The organism is Arthrobacter sp. ok362 (assembly GCF_900102785.1).
Classification (GTDB): Bacteria; Actinomycetota; Actinomycetes; order Actinomycetales; family Micrococcaceae; genus Arthrobacter.
The window spans coordinates 100,734-115,877 of record NZ_FNGC01000015.1 but is presented as its reverse complement, the minus strand read 5'-3'; the positions used below and the strand labels follow the sequence as shown (position 1 = coordinate 115,877).

General features: G+C 67.3%; 14 protein-coding genes and 1 pseudogene. 11 read left to right on the top strand and 4 right to left on the bottom strand.

Annotated features, from left to right (window positions below):
* The first annotated feature begins 20 nt into the window (after positions 1–20).
* The 11 genes and pseudogenes from BLQ10_RS18245 to BLQ10_RS18190 all read left to right on the top strand — a co-directional run bounded on the left by BLQ10_RS18245 (position 21) and on the right by BLQ10_RS18190 (position 10,628).
* Positions 21–1,058: an NAD kinase gene (locus tag BLQ10_RS18245; RefSeq protein WP_091564442.1), complete on the top strand. Its 1,038-nt coding sequence runs from the start codon at positions 21–23 to the stop codon at positions 1,056–1,058.
* A gap of 3 nt (positions 1,059–1,061) precedes the next feature.
* Positions 1,062–2,798 carry a DNA repair protein RecN gene (gene recN / locus BLQ10_RS18240; RefSeq protein ID WP_091564441.1) on the top strand — a complete coding sequence of 579 codons (1,737 nt, stop codon included), beginning with the start codon at positions 1,062–1,064 and terminating at the stop codon, positions 2,796–2,798.
* A 100-nt stretch (positions 2,799–2,898) separates the two neighbouring features.
* On the top strand, positions 2,899–4,692 hold the full coding sequence (locus tag BLQ10_RS18235; RefSeq protein WP_091564440.1) for a CTP synthase: 1,794 nt from the start codon (positions 2,899–2,901) through the stop codon (positions 4,690–4,692).
* 27 nt (positions 4,693–4,719) lie between these two features.
* The gene (locus BLQ10_RS18230; protein WP_091564439.1) at positions 4,720–5,385 is read left to right on the top strand and encodes an NUDIX domain-containing protein; all 666 of its coding nucleotides are present in this window, start codon (positions 4,720–4,722) and stop codon (positions 5,383–5,385) included.
* Complete coding sequence (gene xerD, locus BLQ10_RS18225; RefSeq protein ID WP_302847338.1) at positions 5,382–6,431, top strand: site-specific tyrosine recombinase XerD; 1,050 nt, start codon at positions 5,382–5,384, stop codon at positions 6,429–6,431. The genes BLQ10_RS18230 and xerD overlap by 4 nt, the downstream gene beginning before the upstream one ends.
* 68 nt (positions 6,432–6,499) lie before the next feature.
* Positions 6,500–6,989 (top strand): annotated as a pseudogene (locus BLQ10_RS18220) (8-oxo-dGTP diphosphatase).
* 69 nt (positions 6,990–7,058) lie between these two features.
* On the top strand, positions 7,059–7,568 hold the full coding sequence (locus BLQ10_RS18215; protein WP_091564438.1) for an RNA polymerase sigma factor: 510 nt from the start codon (positions 7,059–7,061) through the stop codon (positions 7,566–7,568).
* Between the two features lies 1 nt (position 7,569).
* Positions 7,570–8,562: a hypothetical protein gene (locus BLQ10_RS22475; RefSeq protein ID WP_254785657.1), complete on the top strand. Its 993-nt coding sequence runs from the start codon at positions 7,570–7,572 to the stop codon at positions 8,560–8,562.
* 207 nt (positions 8,563–8,769) lie between these two features.
* The gene (locus tag BLQ10_RS22470) at positions 8,770–9,036 is read left to right on the top strand and encodes a hypothetical protein (RefSeq protein ID WP_175558682.1); all 267 of its coding nucleotides are present in this window, start codon (positions 8,770–8,772) and stop codon (positions 9,034–9,036) included.
* A 35-nt stretch (positions 9,037–9,071) separates the two neighbouring features.
* Positions 9,072–9,560 carry an 8-oxo-dGTP diphosphatase gene (locus tag BLQ10_RS18195; RefSeq protein WP_091564434.1) on the top strand — a complete coding sequence of 163 codons (489 nt, stop codon included), beginning with the start codon at positions 9,072–9,074 and terminating at the stop codon, positions 9,558–9,560.
* 159 nt (positions 9,561–9,719) lie between these two features.
* On the top strand, positions 9,720–10,628 hold the full coding sequence (locus BLQ10_RS18190) for a hypothetical protein (RefSeq protein WP_091564433.1): 909 nt from the start codon (positions 9,720–9,722) through the stop codon (positions 10,626–10,628).
* Between the two features lie 100 nt (positions 10,629–10,728).
* Here the strand turns inward: BLQ10_RS18190 and BLQ10_RS18185 are convergent, their stop codons facing one another.
* Genes BLQ10_RS18185 through BLQ10_RS18170 form a run of 4 tightly spaced genes read right to left on the bottom strand, consistent with a single transcriptional unit; the run spans position 10,729 to position 15,002 of the window.
* The gene (locus BLQ10_RS18185) at positions 10,729–11,868 is read right to left on the bottom strand and encodes a bifunctional 2-methylcitrate synthase/citrate synthase (RefSeq protein ID WP_091564432.1); all 1,140 of its coding nucleotides are present in this window, start codon (positions 11,866–11,868) and stop codon (positions 10,729–10,731) included.
* A 59-nt stretch (positions 11,869–11,927) separates the two neighbouring features.
* Positions 11,928–12,830: a methylisocitrate lyase gene (prpB, locus tag BLQ10_RS18180; RefSeq protein WP_091564431.1), complete on the bottom strand. Its 903-nt coding sequence runs from the start codon at positions 12,828–12,830 to the stop codon at positions 11,928–11,930.
* Complete coding sequence (locus BLQ10_RS18175) at positions 12,830–14,350, bottom strand: MmgE/PrpD family protein (protein ID WP_091564430.1); 1,521 nt, start codon at positions 14,348–14,350, stop codon at positions 12,830–12,832. The genes prpB and BLQ10_RS18175 overlap by 1 nt, the downstream gene beginning before the upstream one ends.
* Complete coding sequence (locus BLQ10_RS18170) at positions 14,343–15,002, bottom strand: GntR family transcriptional regulator (RefSeq protein ID WP_091564429.1); 660 nt, start codon at positions 15,000–15,002, stop codon at positions 14,343–14,345. The genes BLQ10_RS18175 and BLQ10_RS18170 overlap by 8 nt, the downstream gene beginning before the upstream one ends.
* Between the last annotated feature and the right edge of the window lie 142 nt (positions 15,003–15,144).

The window sequence follows — 15,144 nt, the reverse complement described above, 5'->3', positions numbered from 1 at the left end:
CCACCAGAAGGCGGAACCCGATGAGCAGGCGTGTCCTCATCCTGGCCCACACAGGGCGCGAGGAGTCCCTCAAGGCTGCCTGGGAAGCCTGCGCCCTGCTGCATGAATCCGGGCTGGTCCCCGTGCTGCAGGAGAACGAGCTCGGGGACATGGTCCGCTTCTTCGGCCGGCTCGACCACCCCGTCGAGGTCCTTCACGACCACGTGAAGCTGCCCGAGGTAGAACTCGTCATGGTGCTGGGCGGGGACGGCACCATCCTCCGCGCTGCCGAGCTCGTCCGCGAAGTCGACGTGCCGCTGCTCGGAGTGAACCTCGGCCACGTGGGGTTCCTGGCCGAGAGTGAGCGGGCCGACCTCGCCCAGACCGTCGAGTGGATCGCCAGCCGTGACTACACGGTGGAGGAGCGCATGACGATCGACGTCCAGGTCTGGGTCCGCGGGCAGAAGATCTGGCACACGTGGGCCCTTAACGAGGCCGCGATCGAGAAAGGCAACCGGGAACGGATGCTGGAGGTGGTCACGGAAGTCGACGAACGCCCCCTGACTTCATTTGGTTGCGATGGTGTGGTCCTGGCCACGCCCACAGGCTCCACGGCCTACGCGTTTTCCGCCGGCGGTCCTGTGGTGTGGCCCGAGGTCGAGGCTCTCCTGATCGTGCCGATCAGTGCCCATGCCCTCTTCGCGAAGCCGCTCGTGGTCTCGCCCCGGTCCAGGCTCGCGGTGGAGATCCTGAACCGGACCGACGCCCCGGGCGTCCTCTGGTGCGACGGCCGCCGCTCGGTGGATCTGCCGCCCGGCGCGCGCATCGAAGTGACCCGCTCCGCGACGCCCGTGCGGCTGGCCAGGACGCACCGGACCCCTTTCTCCGGCAGGTTGGTGCGCAAATTCCAGCTTCCAATCCAGGGCTGGCGCGGGCCCATGCCGCAGGCCGGGGCGATCCACACCGGACCCATCCCGATAATCCGCACGCCCCGTCCCATGCCGCCGCTGCCCTCGCCGCGCCACACGGACCCCGGTGACGCACCCGATCCCTCGCCAGATCCCTCAACCGAGAAGTGAACCATGCTTGAAGAACTGCGTATCCGCGACCTCGGCGTCATCACCGACGCCATCCTGCCGCTGGGCCCGGGCCTCAGCGTGGTGACCGGTGAAACCGGTGCCGGCAAGACCATGGTGGTCACCGCCGTCGGCCTGCTCCTCGGTGCCAGGTCCGACGCCGGCGCCGTCCGCAGCGGTGCGAAGAGCGCCTCGGCGGAGGCCGTGCTGAAGCTCGACGCCGGGCACGCCGCCGTCGCGCGGTCCCGCGAGGCCGGCGCGGAGGTTGAGGAGTTCGACGGCGGTGTGGAACTGCTGCTTGCCCGCAGCGTGGGTGCCGACGGCCGCAGCCGTGCGTACCTGGGCGGACGCGCCGCGCCGGTCGGGGTGCTGGCCGAAATTGGCGAAACCCTCGTGGTGGTGCACGGGCAGTCGGACCAGATTCGGCTCAAGAGCCCGGTGGCCCAACGCGGCGCCCTGGACAAATTCGCAGGCGAGAGCCTTGCGGGCAGGCTTGCCGCCTACCAGGACCTCTATGCCCACTGGCATGCCAGCCAGGGGGAGCTGGACTCCTTGCGCAGTGCCGCCCGTGAACGCCTCCGCGAGGCCGAGTCCCTGCAGGTTGCCCTGGCCGAGATCGACTCCGTGGACCCGCAGCCGGGGGAGGACGATGCCCTGAAGGCAGAGGCCGTGAAACTGGCCAACGTTGAGGAACTGCGGATCGCGGCCAGCACCGCCCACCAGGCGCTCATCGCCGAGGACTTCGGCGAAGAAGCCGACGCCACCACTCTGGTGGACGCGGCCAAGCGCACCTTGGAGCACGTTGCCGAACACGATGAGGAGCTCGGGTCAGCCGCGGCGCGCCTGGCCGAGGTCGGCTTCCTGCTCAACGACATCGCCGCGGAGCTCGCCAGCTACCAGGCCGCCCTTGACACGGAGGGCCCGGAACGGCTCGCCGAGATCGAGGACCGCCGGGCCGCGCTGGCCAAGCTCGTCCGCAAGTACGCGCCGAGCATCGACGAAGTCCTGGTCTGGGCCGAGGCCGCCCGGGCCCGGCACGAGGAACTGCAGGACGACTCCACCCGGATCGAATCGCTGGACGCCGAGGTGGCCCGGGCCGAAGCCGAGCTGCGGAAGATGGCCGCCACGATCAGCAAGGCTCGCACGAAGGCCGCCAAGGACCTCTCCGCACGGGTCAGTGCAGAGCTGACCGCGCTGGCCATGGCCGATGCCACCCTGGTCATCAACGTGGAGTCAGCAGGCCAGCTGGGACCGTTTGGGGCCGATGAGATCTCGTTCCTGTTGCAGCCGCACTCCGGCGCGCCGGCCCGGCCGCTGGGCAAGGGCGCCTCGGGCGGCGAACTCTCCCGAGTCATGCTCGCCATCGAGGTGGTGCTGGCCGCCGTCGATCCCGTCCCGACGTTCGTCTTCGACGAGGTGGACGCCGGCGTGGGCGGCCGTGCCGCCGTCGAGATCGGGCGCCGGCTGGCGATGCTGGCCCAGCACGTCCAGGTCCTCGTGGTGACCCACCTGCCGCAGGTGGCCGCCTTCGCGAACCAGCACATCAGGGTCACCAAGACCTCCGTACGGGGCGCTGACGGGGCCACCGCCACGGGATTCACCTCGAGCGACGTGCAGCTGCTGGACGAGGCCGAACGCGTCCGCGAGCTGGCCCGCATGCTGGCCGGCCAGGAGGACTCGGAATCAGCCCAGGCCCATGCCCAGGAGCTGCTGGAAGACGCCAAACTCCTGCCGCAAACCTGAGCGGGCCGGCAGGGACCTCCGCAAGGATTCCCGCAGGGACCGCTGCCAGGACAACAATTACATCGGGATCCCGCCAAGGAGCCCGTGGAAGGCCGAATTGATGATAAGCTCAAACCCCGTGGTGCAGCGATCAAACTCTCGTGTAAATTCCCGGTTTCCGGGCTCGTCCAAGACGACCAAACACATCTTCGTCACCGGTGGTGTAGCGTCCTCGCTCGGTAAGGGACTGACGGCTTCGAGCCTCGGCCACCTCCTGCGGGCACGCGGTCTGTCTGTAACAATGCAAAAGCTCGATCCTTATCTGAACGTGGATCCGGGCACGATGAACCCCTTCCAGCACGGCGAAGTCTTCGTCACTGACGACGGCGCCGAAACGGACCTGGACATCGGCCACTATGAGCGCTTCCTCGATGAAAACCTCGAAGGATCGGCCAACGTCACAACCGGCCAGGTCTACTCGACCGTCATCGCCAAGGAACGCCGGGGCGAATACCTTGGCGACACCGTCCAGGTCATTCCGCACATCACCGATGAGATCAAGCGGCGCATGCGGCTTCCTTCCGAAGGCAAGAACGCCCCGGATGTCATCATCACCGAAATCGGCGGCACGGTGGGCGACATCGAGTCCCAGCCGTTCCTGGAATCCGCCCGCCAAGTCCGCCAGGACATCGGCCGCGGAAATGTCTTCTTCCTCCACGTATCCCTGGTGCCGTACATCGGCCCGTCGCAGGAGCTGAAGACCAAGCCGACGCAGCACTCCGTTGCCGCGTTGCGCTCCATCGGCATCCAGCCGGAGGCAATCGTGATCCGTTCGGACCGCGACGTCCCGCAGCCGATGCGCGACAAGATCGGCCGCATGTGCGACGTCGACATCGACGCCGTGATCGGCTGCCCGGACGCACCGAGCATCTACGACATCCCGAAGACCCTGCACTCCCAGGGCCTGGATTCGTACATCGTCCGCGCCCTGGACCTGCCGTTCAAGGATGTGGACTGGACCAGCTGGGACAAGCTGCTTGACGCCGTCCACAACCCGAAGCACGAAGTTGAGATCGCGCTCGTGGGTAAGTACATCGACCTGCCGGACGCGTACCTGTCCGTCACGGAGGCCCTGCGTGCCGGTGGCTTCGCCAACGACACCAAGGTCAAGATCCGCTGGGTCCCCTCGGACGAATGCGAAACCCGCGAGGGCGCCGTGCAGTCCCTGGCCGGCGTCGACGCCATCTGCGTTCCGGGCGGCTTCGGCATCCGCGGCCTCGAAGGCAAACTCGGCGCCCTGAAGTACGCCCGCGAAACCAAGCTCCCGGTCCTGGGCCTGTGCCTGGGCCTGCAGTGCATGGTGATCGAGTACGCCCGCAACGTGGTCGGTCTGGAAGGCGCGTCCTCGTCCGAATTCGAGCCGGACTCCAAGTACCCCGTCATCGCCACGATGGAGGAGCAGCTCGAATTTGTTGAGGGCAAGGGCGACCTCGGCGGCACCATGCGCCTGGGCCTGTACGAAGCCAAGCTGGACGCAGGCTCCGTCGTCGCGGAGACCTACGGCGCCACGAAGGTCAGCGAACGGCACCGCCACCGCTACGAGGTCAACAACAAGTACCGCGATCAGATTGCCGCCAAGGGCCTGTCGTTCTCTGGAACGTCGCCCGATGGCAAGCTGGTCGAGTTCGTGGAACTTCCCCGCGAAGTCCACCCGTACTACGTGGCCACGCAGGCGCACCCCGAGCTCAGCTCGCGGCCCACGCGCCCGCACCCGCTGTTCGCGGGACTGATCGAGGCTGCCCTTGGGCACCAGCGGGCCGCCGACGCCGGGCCCACTGCAAGTACCAGCGCCAGCGCAAAGGCCGATGCCCCGGCTGCTGCACCCAAGCCCTCGTCGGCAGCAGTGTCCAAGTAATTTCCAACTGAATCAAAGGACGGCGCGATGCCCGGTATGTCTGAGACCCCCAATGCTGCACGGCAGGTTTCGGATGAGCCGAGCCCGCGCCGTCTTTTGTCTTCCCGGAAGGTTTACGAAGGCCGGATCTGGGACGTCGTCAGCGACAGTTTCCAGCTCAACGACGACGGCGACACCCTGGTCCGGGACTACATCGACCATCCCGGCGCCGTGGCCATTCTCCCCATGAACGACGCCGGCGACGTGCTGCTGCTCCGGCAGTACCGGCACCCCGTCGGCATGGACCTCTGGGAGATCCCCGCAGGGCTGCTGGACGTCGAAGGGGAGGACTTCGTCATCGGCGCCGCCCGCGAACTGGCGGAGGAAGCGGACCTCCTAGCGGACCGCTGGAACGTGCTGGCGGACTTCTTCAACTCCCCGGGATCCTCCAGCGAAGCCATCCGCATCTACCTGGCTCGCGGCCTGAGCGAGGTGCCGGGACACGAGCGGCACGTGCGCACCGACGAAGAAGCCGAAATCGAACTGCACTGGACCCCGCTGGACGAGGCCGTGCGGGCGGTGCTTGACGGCCGCCTGCACAACCCGTCAGCCGTCGTCGGAGTGCTGGCCGCTGCCGCCGCCCGCGCCGACAACTTCGAAAGCCTCCGCCCGGCCGACGCGCCCTGGCCCGCCCATCCCAGCCAGCGCCGATGACCGATGCGCTGATTGCCGAGCCCCCGGCCCCTGCGCAACCGCCGGCCCCCGCGCCGGCGGAGGCAGCCGTTCCCGAACGCCCGCCCACCCGGCCACTCACAGCGATAGACCGCGCAATAACTGACTACTTGCAGCACATGGGGGTGGAACGGGGGCTCGCGGCCAACACTCTCTCCGCCTACCGGCGGGACCTGGCCCGCTACGCCAGGCACCTCGCGCACACAGGCCGGGAACGCCCCGCCGAGATCACCCGGCACGACGTCACCGGCTTCGTCCAGGCGCTCTCCGACGGGTCCGACGGCGGCTCCGCCCTGGGAATCCGCTCGGCGGCCCGGACCGTAGTGGCCGTGCGCGGACTCCACAAGTTCTGGGCACTCGAAGGCGTCACGCCCACCGACCCCGCCAGCGACGTTCACCCGCCCATGCCCGGCAAACGGCTGCCCAAGGCCATCAGCGTCGACGAGGTCACCCGGATCCTCGAGGCGGCCGGTACGGATACGGCCACCGGTTTGCGCGACCGCGCGCTGCTCGAGTTCCTCTATTCCACCGGTGCCCGCATCAGCGAAGCCGTGGGCCTGGACGTCGACGACATCTCCCTGCAGACGCCCGAACAAGCCGGCGAAGGCGACGGGCCGGCGATCGTGAGGCTGTTCGGCAAGGGCTCCAAGGAACGCCTCGTCCCGCTCGGATCCTACGGGGCACGCGCCCTCGACGCCTACCTCGTCCGCGGCCGGCCCCTGCTGGCCGCCAAGGGCAAGGGCACCCCTGCCTTGTTCCTCAACGCCCGCGGCGGCAGGATCAGCCGGCAAAGCGCCTGGACCATTTTGAAAACGGCGGCGGACAGGGCCAACATCACCAAAGACGTTTCACCGCACACCCTGCGGCACTCCTTCGCCACCCACCTGCTTGAGGGCGGTGCCGATGTCCGAGTGGTCCAGGAACTGCTGGGACACGCCTCGGTAACCACCACGCAGGTCTACACCCAGGTGACGGCCGATACGCTGCGGGAGATCTACGCCGCCGCGCACCCGCGCGCCCTGGGCTAAGCGCCCACTCGGACGACCTGCGGCGGTGCACCGCCGGGCCCCGGGGAGCCGGGCGCTAGGGTGGATCCATGAACTCGACAGCTGTGACTCTGTGCTTCCTGCTCCGCGACGGAGCCGCCGAGACACAGGTCCTGCTCGGCACGAAGAAAACCGGGTTCGGCGTCGGAAAGATCGTTGGCGCTCGGCGGCCACGTGGAGCCGGGGGAGTCCGACGCGGAGGCAGCCTGCCGCGAAGTCTTCGAGGAAGCCGGAATCGTCGTCGGGGAGCACGATCTCCGCGTTGCCGGACGGATTGAATTCGTCTTTCCGGCCCGGCCGGAATGGAACATGTCCACAAGCCTGTTCACCGCGCGGCGCTGGACCGGCGACCCGGTCGAAAGCCAGGAAATCATCCCGGAATGGTTCCAGATCACTTCCCTGCCGCTGGAGCGCATGTGGCAAGATGCCGGACACTGGCTGCCGCTGGCCCTGGGGGAGGGCACTGTGGAGGCCGTCATGACTCTGAACGACGACAACGAGACCGTGGCCTCCGCGGGGCATTCTTTGCGGGACGTGTAACCCCGGGGCGTCGGCCGGAAACTAAACAGTTATCCAGCAGTTTGGACACTACTTATATTTGGGGGATGCGTGCTTTCTGAGCGCGAACTGGCGTTTATCGCCATTCATAAGGACAGCTATCCACGGGTCTACAAGTTTGTGCGGCGGCGGGTGGAATCGGCCGAGGTGGCGGAGGAACTCGCGGCGGATGTTTTCCGGGTGGTGTGGCAGAAGTGGGGCGACGCGCCGCGGACGGACACCGCGTGGCTGCTGACGGTGGCCCGCAACCTGGTCGGGAACGCGTACCGGAGCCGCGATCGGCAGGAGGCGCTGCAGGACAAGCTGCGTTCCGTTGCGGAGGTGCGGTTGGGCGATGGCCCGGACAACGTGGCGGTCCAGGACGCCCTGGCGAGATTGCGGGAGAAGGACCGGGATATTCTCCAACTCGCCTACTGGGATGAATTGAGTATCGCGGAAATCTCGGGGGTGCTGCGGTGCAGCGAGTCCGCCGCCAAGGTCCGGCTGCACCGGGCCCGGGCCGCCTTTCGGAAGCAAATGCCGGTCAATGCTGAAACGATGACACAGAAGATGGGTGCCTGAGATGGATCCGATCAAGAACATGATTTCCGCGACGGATCCGGTCCACAGCGATCCGTCCGTGCCCGACGGCGAGGCAGCCCTGCGGCGGATGTTCGCCGAGCCCGCGGAGTTTAGCGATAGCTTGCCGCGCAACGTCGACTCCCTCGCTGACTGGAAGCTGCGGCGCGCCAGGCTGGCCGGCGTGCTGACCCTCGCAGCAGCGGCCGTCACCGCCGGAGTCCTCGTGGCCACCAACGTGGGTTCACTGACCACCGCCCCCGCACCGGCGGGTGTTGTGGCTCCGACGGCGACGGCGACGGCGACGGCCTCGGCGAGCGTGTCGCCGTCGGCGACCCCGACCCCGACCCCGACCCCGACCCCGACGCCGACAGCAACAGCGGCCCAGACTCCGACAACGCCCGTGGCGGCCGCAGAAGATTGGCGGACTTTCACGAGCGCCGGCGGAAAAGTCACCTTCGACTACCCGGCCCAGTGGAGCGTTGCGGCGTTGACGGGCGCTTCCGGGTCACCGGACGTCGACGTCGATGTATCGGATGCCGCCGGCTTGAGGGTGGCATCCCTGCACTACGACGGGCCGGGCGGCGGAATTGGCGGGGCATGCCTTCGATCACCCGTTCCCTACACGGTTCTCGATTCGGTGGTGCTCGCGTTACCGTACAACACCTCAGCGGCAGACACCGTCACGCCCCGATTCACCTTCCGGGCGTTGCAGGAACCGGGCCGCGTCACCGCCTCCTACGGCATCACGAGCAGTGCCGCCGGGCAGGACGGGAAGTCCTGCATGTTCTACAACGTGGTCAGCGGACCGGCCGAGGCGCCCCTGTACTCCTTTGCCGACGCCTTCCAAGTCAACGCCGGGGATACCGGACAGAACGCAAGCCGCGGGGGTATCAAGACGTTCCCTTCCATGGAAGCGGCGAGGGCTTATATGCAGACCCCCGACTACGTGAACGCGAAGCGCATGATCACCTCGCTGAAAATCAACGCGGGCTAGCGCAACTCCGGCAGGCCGAACGACGGCGTGCCGGGCACCTGAAGGTGACCGGCACGCCCGAGTGGTTCGACTCCGCGTCGTTGCCGCTGGAGCGGATGTGGCAGGAGGCGGCGTACTGGCTGCCCCCGACGCTGGCAGGTGCGCGCACCCGCGCGCCCTGGGCTAGGACAAAGTCCGCCGGTTCCGACACCGCGTGCCGGTTCCTGCTTGCTGGCCCGTGTAAGGGCGCTCCAGCTCGACGGTGGCAATGCGTGGTATCAGATTGGCAAACTGCAGAACGGGCGTTTCCTCTGCGACTTCCGGCAGGAATGGTCCAGCGTATTCAGTTGGAAGTTCCACGCGCTGAACAATGATGTCTCGCAAAATGGCCAGCGACTCACGCCGCAGCAGGCCATGGACAAGGAATTCGCGGACAAGGGGATTCCAGTCGACCTGCGGCCACAGCTTGTAGGCGATGGCCCGGCAGCCGGATAGCATCGGTAGCCTGCGGCCGCTATAGGGTTGAGCACATGAAGCTCACGCCAGTCACTCTCTGCTTCCCGCTCCGTGACGCGGAGACCGGAACCGAGGTCCTGCTGGGCCTGAAAAGAACCGGTTTCGGCATCGGCAAGATCGTGGGCATCGGCGGCCACGTGGAGCCGGGGGAGAGCGACGCCGAGGCCGTGGTCCGCGAGGTCTGGGAAGAAGCCGGCATCGCGGTGCTCCAAGAGGACCTGGCCCACGCCGGCGTCGTCGAGTTCATCTTTCCCGCCCGGCCCGAGTGGAACATGTCGTGCCGGCTCTTCACCACCCGGCGGTGGGACGGCGAACCCACCGAGAGCCCGGAAATCACGCCCGAGTGGTTCGACTCCGCGTCGTTGCCGCTGGAGCGGATGTGGCAGGATGCGGCGCACTGGCTGCCCCCGGCGCTGGCAGGCGGAACGATCGACGTCGTCGTGGTCCTCAACGAGGACAACGAGACCGTTGCGTCGGTCCGGTATCCCTCCACGCGGAGGTGAGCAGGGCTTCCGCGCCGCAGATTTCCGCGACTCGAAATCGTGTTGCCGGGAATGCCGCGGCCTGGCCGGTAGCCTAGGGTTCGAACATCGCGCCGCGGCGATCCACGCACTTCCATCGCACACCTGCGAGCGGCATACGGGCCATTTTGGGGGCAAGGCATGGACTCAAACAATAGCGACCTTCCGGGCGGGGATCCTTGGGACGACGAGCCGTCCAAGGACACCGGGGCACGCCGGCGCTGGCCGTGGGCGGCCGCCGTCGTTGCCCTCGCCGTGGCGGCCGTCGCCGGTGGCGTTGCCGTGGCCGGAAACATGGGCTCCGTTGACAGGACCCCCGCGGTAGCCTCGACGGCCGCAGTGATTGCACCGACAGCGTCCGACGCCCTCACGGCGACGCCGTCGCCGATCGTTGCGACGTCGGCGTCCGTGTCGCCGTCCGTGTCGCCGTCGTCGTCCGCAACGTCCGATCCGGCAACCCCGGCACCTTCTGCCGGGGCCTGGCGGACCTTCACCAGCGCCGATTCGAAGGTCAGTTTCGACTACCCGGCCGCCTGGCGTGTCTCCGAGGCAGCAGCCGGTGCTCCTGGTTACGAGGGGATCGCTGTTGACGTTGCGAACGAGGCCGCCGTGGTGGTGGCGTCCCTGCACGTCGGCCCGTCCGGTGGACTCGGCGGCGCGTGCCAGGGCGACGTTCCCTACACAGTGCTTGATTCGGTCGAAGTGGATCTTCCGCACCAGCCCGCGAAGGGCTCTGTCACGCCGAGGTTTGCCTTCCGGGCACTCCAGGAATCGGACCGTGTCACAGCGTCCTTCGGACTAACCGATACTCCGGCCGGGCAGAACGGCACCACCTGCATGTTCTACAACGTAGTCACCGGCCCGCCCGAGTGGCCGCTGTTCTCCTTCGCCGACGCTTTCCAGGTCAACGTTGGGAGCAAAGAGGACGACCCCATGCGCAAGGGAGCCAAGACGTTCCCCTCGTTGGACGCAGCGCGGGCCTACATGCAGACCCCGGAGTACCTGAATGCGAAGCGCATGATTACCTCGCTGAAGATCAACGCGGGCTAGCAGGCTACGCCCAGAGAACAGAAAGCGCGGGCCGGCCACCTTTCAAAGGTGGCCGGCCCGCGCTTGCTGCCCGTCGTCGTGCGTTTCGCAGGAGGCCCTACTAGGCCAGGTGCCGTTCCTCGACGCCGTTGTACTCGCTCAGCGGACGGATCAGGGAGTTCGAGTCCAGCTGCTCCATGATGTGCGCCGTCCAGCCGGTGATGCGGCTGGCGACGAACAGGGGAGTGAAGGTATCGGTGTCGAAGCCCATGAGGTGGTAGGTGGGCCCGGTCGGATAGTCCAGGTTCGGCTTAATCCCCTTCGCCTCGTCCATTGCCGTCTCGAGCCCGTTGTAGAGGCCCAGCAGCTCCGGCCGGCCATAATGGGCGATCATCTTGTCCAGCGCCGCCTTCATGGTGGGCACCCGGGAATCGCCGTGCTTGTAGACGCGGTGGCCGAAGCCCATGACCTTCTTCTTGTGGGCCAGGGCGTCTTCCATCCAGGCCTTCGCCCGGACGTGAGCGTCCTCCAGGGACTCCTCCGGCCGGATCCCGATCTCGTCAAAGGTGTGCATGACGGCCTCGTTGGCACCGCCGTGCAGGGACCCTTTGAGGGCGCCGATGGCGCCGGTCACGGCCGAGTGCAGGTCCGAGAGCGTGGACGTGATGACCCGGGCCGTGAAGGTGGAGGCGTTGAACGAGTGCTCGGCGTACAGGATCATGGAGACGTTGAACGCGTCGACTACCTCGGGGACGGACTCCTCCCCGAAGGTCATCCAGAGGAAGTTGGCGTCGTAGCCCAGGTCTTCGCGGGGCTCCACGAGGTCCTGCCCGCGTCGGCGGCGCTGGTCGTAGGCCACGACGGCCGGCATCGCGGCGAACAGATCGATGGCCTTGGCCAGGTTGGCTTCGCGCGAGGAATCCTCGGCGAGCGGGTGCCGTGCGCCCATGACCGAGGTTGCCGTCCGGCAGACATCCATCGGGTGCGACGTGATGGGCAAGGCGTCGATCACCTGCTTGATCACCGGATCCAGGGCACGCCCGGCACGTTCCCTGGCGGTGAACTCCGCCAGCTGGTCCGTGGTGGGCAGCTCGCCGTTCCACAAAAGGTAGGCGACTTCCTCGAAGCTGCACCTGGCGGCCAGCTCCTGGACGGGATAGCCGCGGTACAGCAGCGAATTGGTGTCCGGGTTGACCTTCGAGACCGCGGTGTAGTCCACCACGACGCCGACGAGGCCCTTTTTGATGTCCTGTTCAGCCATGCTGAAACTCCTTTGTCTCTGACTCCTGTACCGGCACGAGCCGGTGGTTCCGTGTGGGCTTACTTACCGGGGATCTGGAAATTGAACACCCCGGTGTCAAAACGGTTGTAAGCCTCATAGTCAACAAGATCGTACAAACGCGCACGGGTCAGCATGCTCCCAACCTGTGCCTCTTGGGTTCCGTCGGCCTTAATCGATTCCAGAGTACGCTCCGCAGCACCCATGGCACTACGGAGCAGCGTCACCGGATAGATGACCATGTTGACCCCGACGCCGGCCAGTTCCTCCACGGTGAACAGGGCGCTCTGGCCGAATTCGGTCATGTTGGCCAGGATCGGGACGTCGACGGCGTCGCGGATGGCCTGGAACTCGCTCAGGTCCTTCATCGCCTCCGGGAAAATCGCGTCCGCACCGGCCTCGACCAGGGCCCGGGCCCGATCCTGCGTGGCCTGCAGCCCGTCGGTGGCGCGGATGTCGGTCCGGGCCATGATCAGGAAGTTCGGGTCACGCCGGGCGTCGGCCGCGGCCCGGATCCGCTTGGTGGCGGTGTCGAGGTCCACCACGTTCTTGCCGTCCAGGTGGCCGCAGCGCTTCGGGTTGAACTGGTCCTCGATGTGGCAGCCGGCCAGGCCGGCGTTCTCGAGCTCCTGGACCGAACGGGCCACGTTCATGGGCTCGCCGAAGCCGGTGTCGGCGTCGACGATTGCCGGCAGGTCCGTCATCCGGGCGATCTGCCCGGCGCGGGTGGCGACCTCGGTGAGGGTGGTCAGGCCGATGTCCGGCAGGCCAAGATCGTTGGCGAGGACGGCACCGGAAATGTAGACCCCGGCGAAGCCCTTCTCCTCGATCAGCCGCGCCGAGAGCGGGTTGAACGCGCCGGGGAACTGGGCGATGGTGCCGGACGCGAGGAGTTCGCGGAACCGGATCCGCTTCTGCTCCGGCGTGACCTTTGAGTACAACATTAGAAGAGTCCCTTCGGGGCGGCGGCGAGGTCGATCACGCCGTCGGCCGCCCGGATGTTCAGCTGGTCCAGCTCGCCGGCGGCGAGCTCCGGGAGCCGCGCGGCAGCGGCGAGGAAGCGCTCGATCTCCTCGTCGTCCACGAGGCCGGCGGCGAGGGTGCGGAACTTGTTGACGTACTGCTCCCGCGCGAACGGACGGGCGCCCAGCGGGTGGGCGTCGGCGACCGCAATGTCATCGGTGATGACGGTGCCGTCCTTGAGCGTGATTTCCACGGTGCCGCCGAAGGCCTTCTCGGCGATGTCCAGGGAGTGGTAGCGCCGGGTCCATTCCGGGTCCTCGACCGTGGTGACCTTGTGCCAGAGTTCCACGGTGTCGGGGCGGGCGGCGCGTTCCGGTGCGTAGGAGTCCACATGGTGCCAGGTGCCGTCCTGCAGGGCGACGGTGAAAATGTACGGGATCGAGTGGTCCAGCGTCTCGCGGCTGGCCGTGGGGTCGTACTTCTGCGGGTCGTTGGCGCCGGAGCCGATCACATAGTGGGTGTGGTGGCTGGTTTTGATCAGCACGGAATCGACGTTGGCCGGGTCCGTGACCTCGGGGTGCTCGCCGTTGAGCTTGCGGGCGAGGTCGATCCACGCCTGAGCCTGGTATTCGGCCGAGTGCTCCTTGGTGTACGTGTCCATGATGGCCCGCTTGGCTTCGCCGGCTTCGGGCAGCGGCACGGTGTAGGAGGCGTCCGGTCCGTCCAGCATCCAGGCGATCACGCCGTCTTCGCCTTCATAGATCGGCACCGGGGAGGTCTGGCCGCGCATCGCACGGTCCGCGGATTCGACGGCCATCTTGCCGGCGAACGCGGGGGCGTGGGCCTTCCAGGTGGAGATTTCGCCCTTGCGGGACTGCCGGGTGGCGGTGGTGGTGTGCAGCCCCTGGCCCACGGACTGGAAGATGGTCTCGACGTCGAGTCCCAGCAGGGTGCCGATGCCGGCGGCGGCGGAGGGGCCGAGGTGCGCGACGTGGTCAATCTTGTGCTTGTGCAGGCAGATGGCCTTGACCAGGTTGACCTGGATCTCGTAGCCGGTGGCGATGCCGCGGATCAGGTCCTGGCCGCTGGAACCGACGTGCTGGGCGACGGCCAGGATCGGGGGGATGTTGTCGCCCGGGTGTGAGTAGTCCGCGGCCAGGAAGGTGTCGTGGTAATCGAGTTCGCGGACCGCGACGCCGTTGGCCCAGGCGGCCCATTCGGGGGAGACACGTTCCTCAATGCCGAAAACTTTGGCGCCCTTGCCGCCGCTGCTGGGGCCGTGGGTGAGGGCCTGGGCCCGGGCCGCGACGATCGGGGCACGGTTCAGCGATGCGATCGCCACCGAGGCGTTGTCGATGATCCGGTTGATCACCATGTCGGTAACCTCATCGGTGACATCCACGGGATCCGCGGCGACCTTGGCGATCTTGTAGGCGAGCTGGTCCTCGCGGCCCAGGTTTTCCTCGCTCTTGTAAACGCGGACGTGGTGTTCCTTAACCATGGTGCTCCTTTTGCTGAGGTGTATGGGTGGCTTTGACGTGCGAAAGGCTGCGGTGCAGGTGGAGCGTGGTGGCGGCCTCGGCCAGCCGGGGGTTGCCGGCCGCGATCGCCTCGGCGATTGCGGCGTGCTCGGCGGCGGCGGCGGTGAGCCGTGCGGCGTCGTCGGCTGCCAGTCGCCGAACGCGCACGAGGTGGACGCGGAGGCTGCGCATGGCCTGGACGAGGTAGGCGTTGGAGATTGCGGCGTCAATGGCCGCGTCCAGCCGTCCGACCAGCCCGTAGTAGTCGTGCAGGGCCGGATCCTGCCCGCCGATCAGTTCCGGGGCCTGGAGCAGCTCGCGCCGGAGCTGTTCGAAGGTTGCGGGGTCGCCGCGCTCGGCGGCCAGGGCGGCTGCCCTGCCTTCGAGGGTCTCGCGCAGTTCGAACAGTTCATCGATGTCGTCCAGGGAAATGTCGGTCACGACGACGCCGCGGCCGCCCGCCGTCGTCGTCAGGCCTTCGGCCGTGAGCCGACTCAAAGCCTCCCGCAGCGGGGTGCGGGAGATGCCGAGGCGCTCCGACTGTTCCACCTCCGCGAGCACGGTTCCGGGCAGGAGGCGCCATTCGATGATGTCGTCGCGCAGGGCCGCGTAGGCCTTGTCGCTGGCGCGCATCCTTGCCTCCTTCAGTGGTGGCTCCGTAACGGTGGAACATCAACAGTGTATACACAGGGGACCGCCTTGCCTAGCAAACGGCACCTGCGGCGGGGAAATAGCGGAGCTGTGTATACAGAAACCCTTGTATCGCCGGTCCGCA

Bases quoted from the DNA above. Each gene is read 5' to 3' on its own strand.
- BLQ10_RS18245 (WP_091564442.1), top strand. From the start codon at position 21: ATGAGCAGGCGTGTCCTCATCCTGGCCCACACAGGGCGCGAGGAGTCC.
- recN (WP_091564441.1), top strand. From the start codon at position 1,062: ATGCTTGAAGAACTGCGTATCCGCGACCTCGGCGTCATCACCGACGCC.
- BLQ10_RS18235 (WP_091564440.1), top strand. From the start codon at position 2,899: ATGATAAGCTCAAACCCCGTGGTGCAGCGATCAAACTCTCGTGTAAAT.
- BLQ10_RS18230 (WP_091564439.1), top strand. From the start codon at position 4,720: ATGCCCGGTATGTCTGAGACCCCCAATGCTGCACGGCAGGTTTCGGAT.
- xerD (WP_302847338.1), top strand. From the start codon at position 5,382: ATGACCGATGCGCTGATTGCCGAGCCCCCGGCCCCTGCGCAACCGCCG.
- BLQ10_RS22475 (WP_254785657.1), top strand. From the start codon at position 7,570: ATGGATCCGATCAAGAACATGATTTCCGCGACGGATCCGGTCCACAGC.
- BLQ10_RS18195 (WP_091564434.1), top strand. From the start codon at position 9,072: ATGAAGCTCACGCCAGTCACTCTCTGCTTCCCGCTCCGTGACGCGGAG.
- BLQ10_RS18190 (WP_091564433.1), top strand. From the start codon at position 9,720: ATGGACTCAAACAATAGCGACCTTCCGGGCGGGGATCCTTGGGACGAC.
- BLQ10_RS18185 (WP_091564432.1), bottom strand. From the start codon at position 11,868: ATGGCTGAACAGGACATCAAAAAGGGCCTCGTCGGCGTCGTGGTGGAC.
- prpB (WP_091564431.1), bottom strand. From the start codon at position 12,830: ATGTTGTACTCAAAGGTCACGCCGGAGCAGAAGCGGATCCGGTTCCGC.
- BLQ10_RS18175 (WP_091564430.1), bottom strand. From the start codon at position 14,350: ATGGTTAAGGAACACCACGTCCGCGTTTACAAGAGCGAGGAAAACCTG.
- BLQ10_RS18170 (WP_091564429.1), bottom strand. From the start codon at position 15,002: ATGCGCGCCAGCGACAAGGCCTACGCGGCCCTGCGCGACGACATCATC.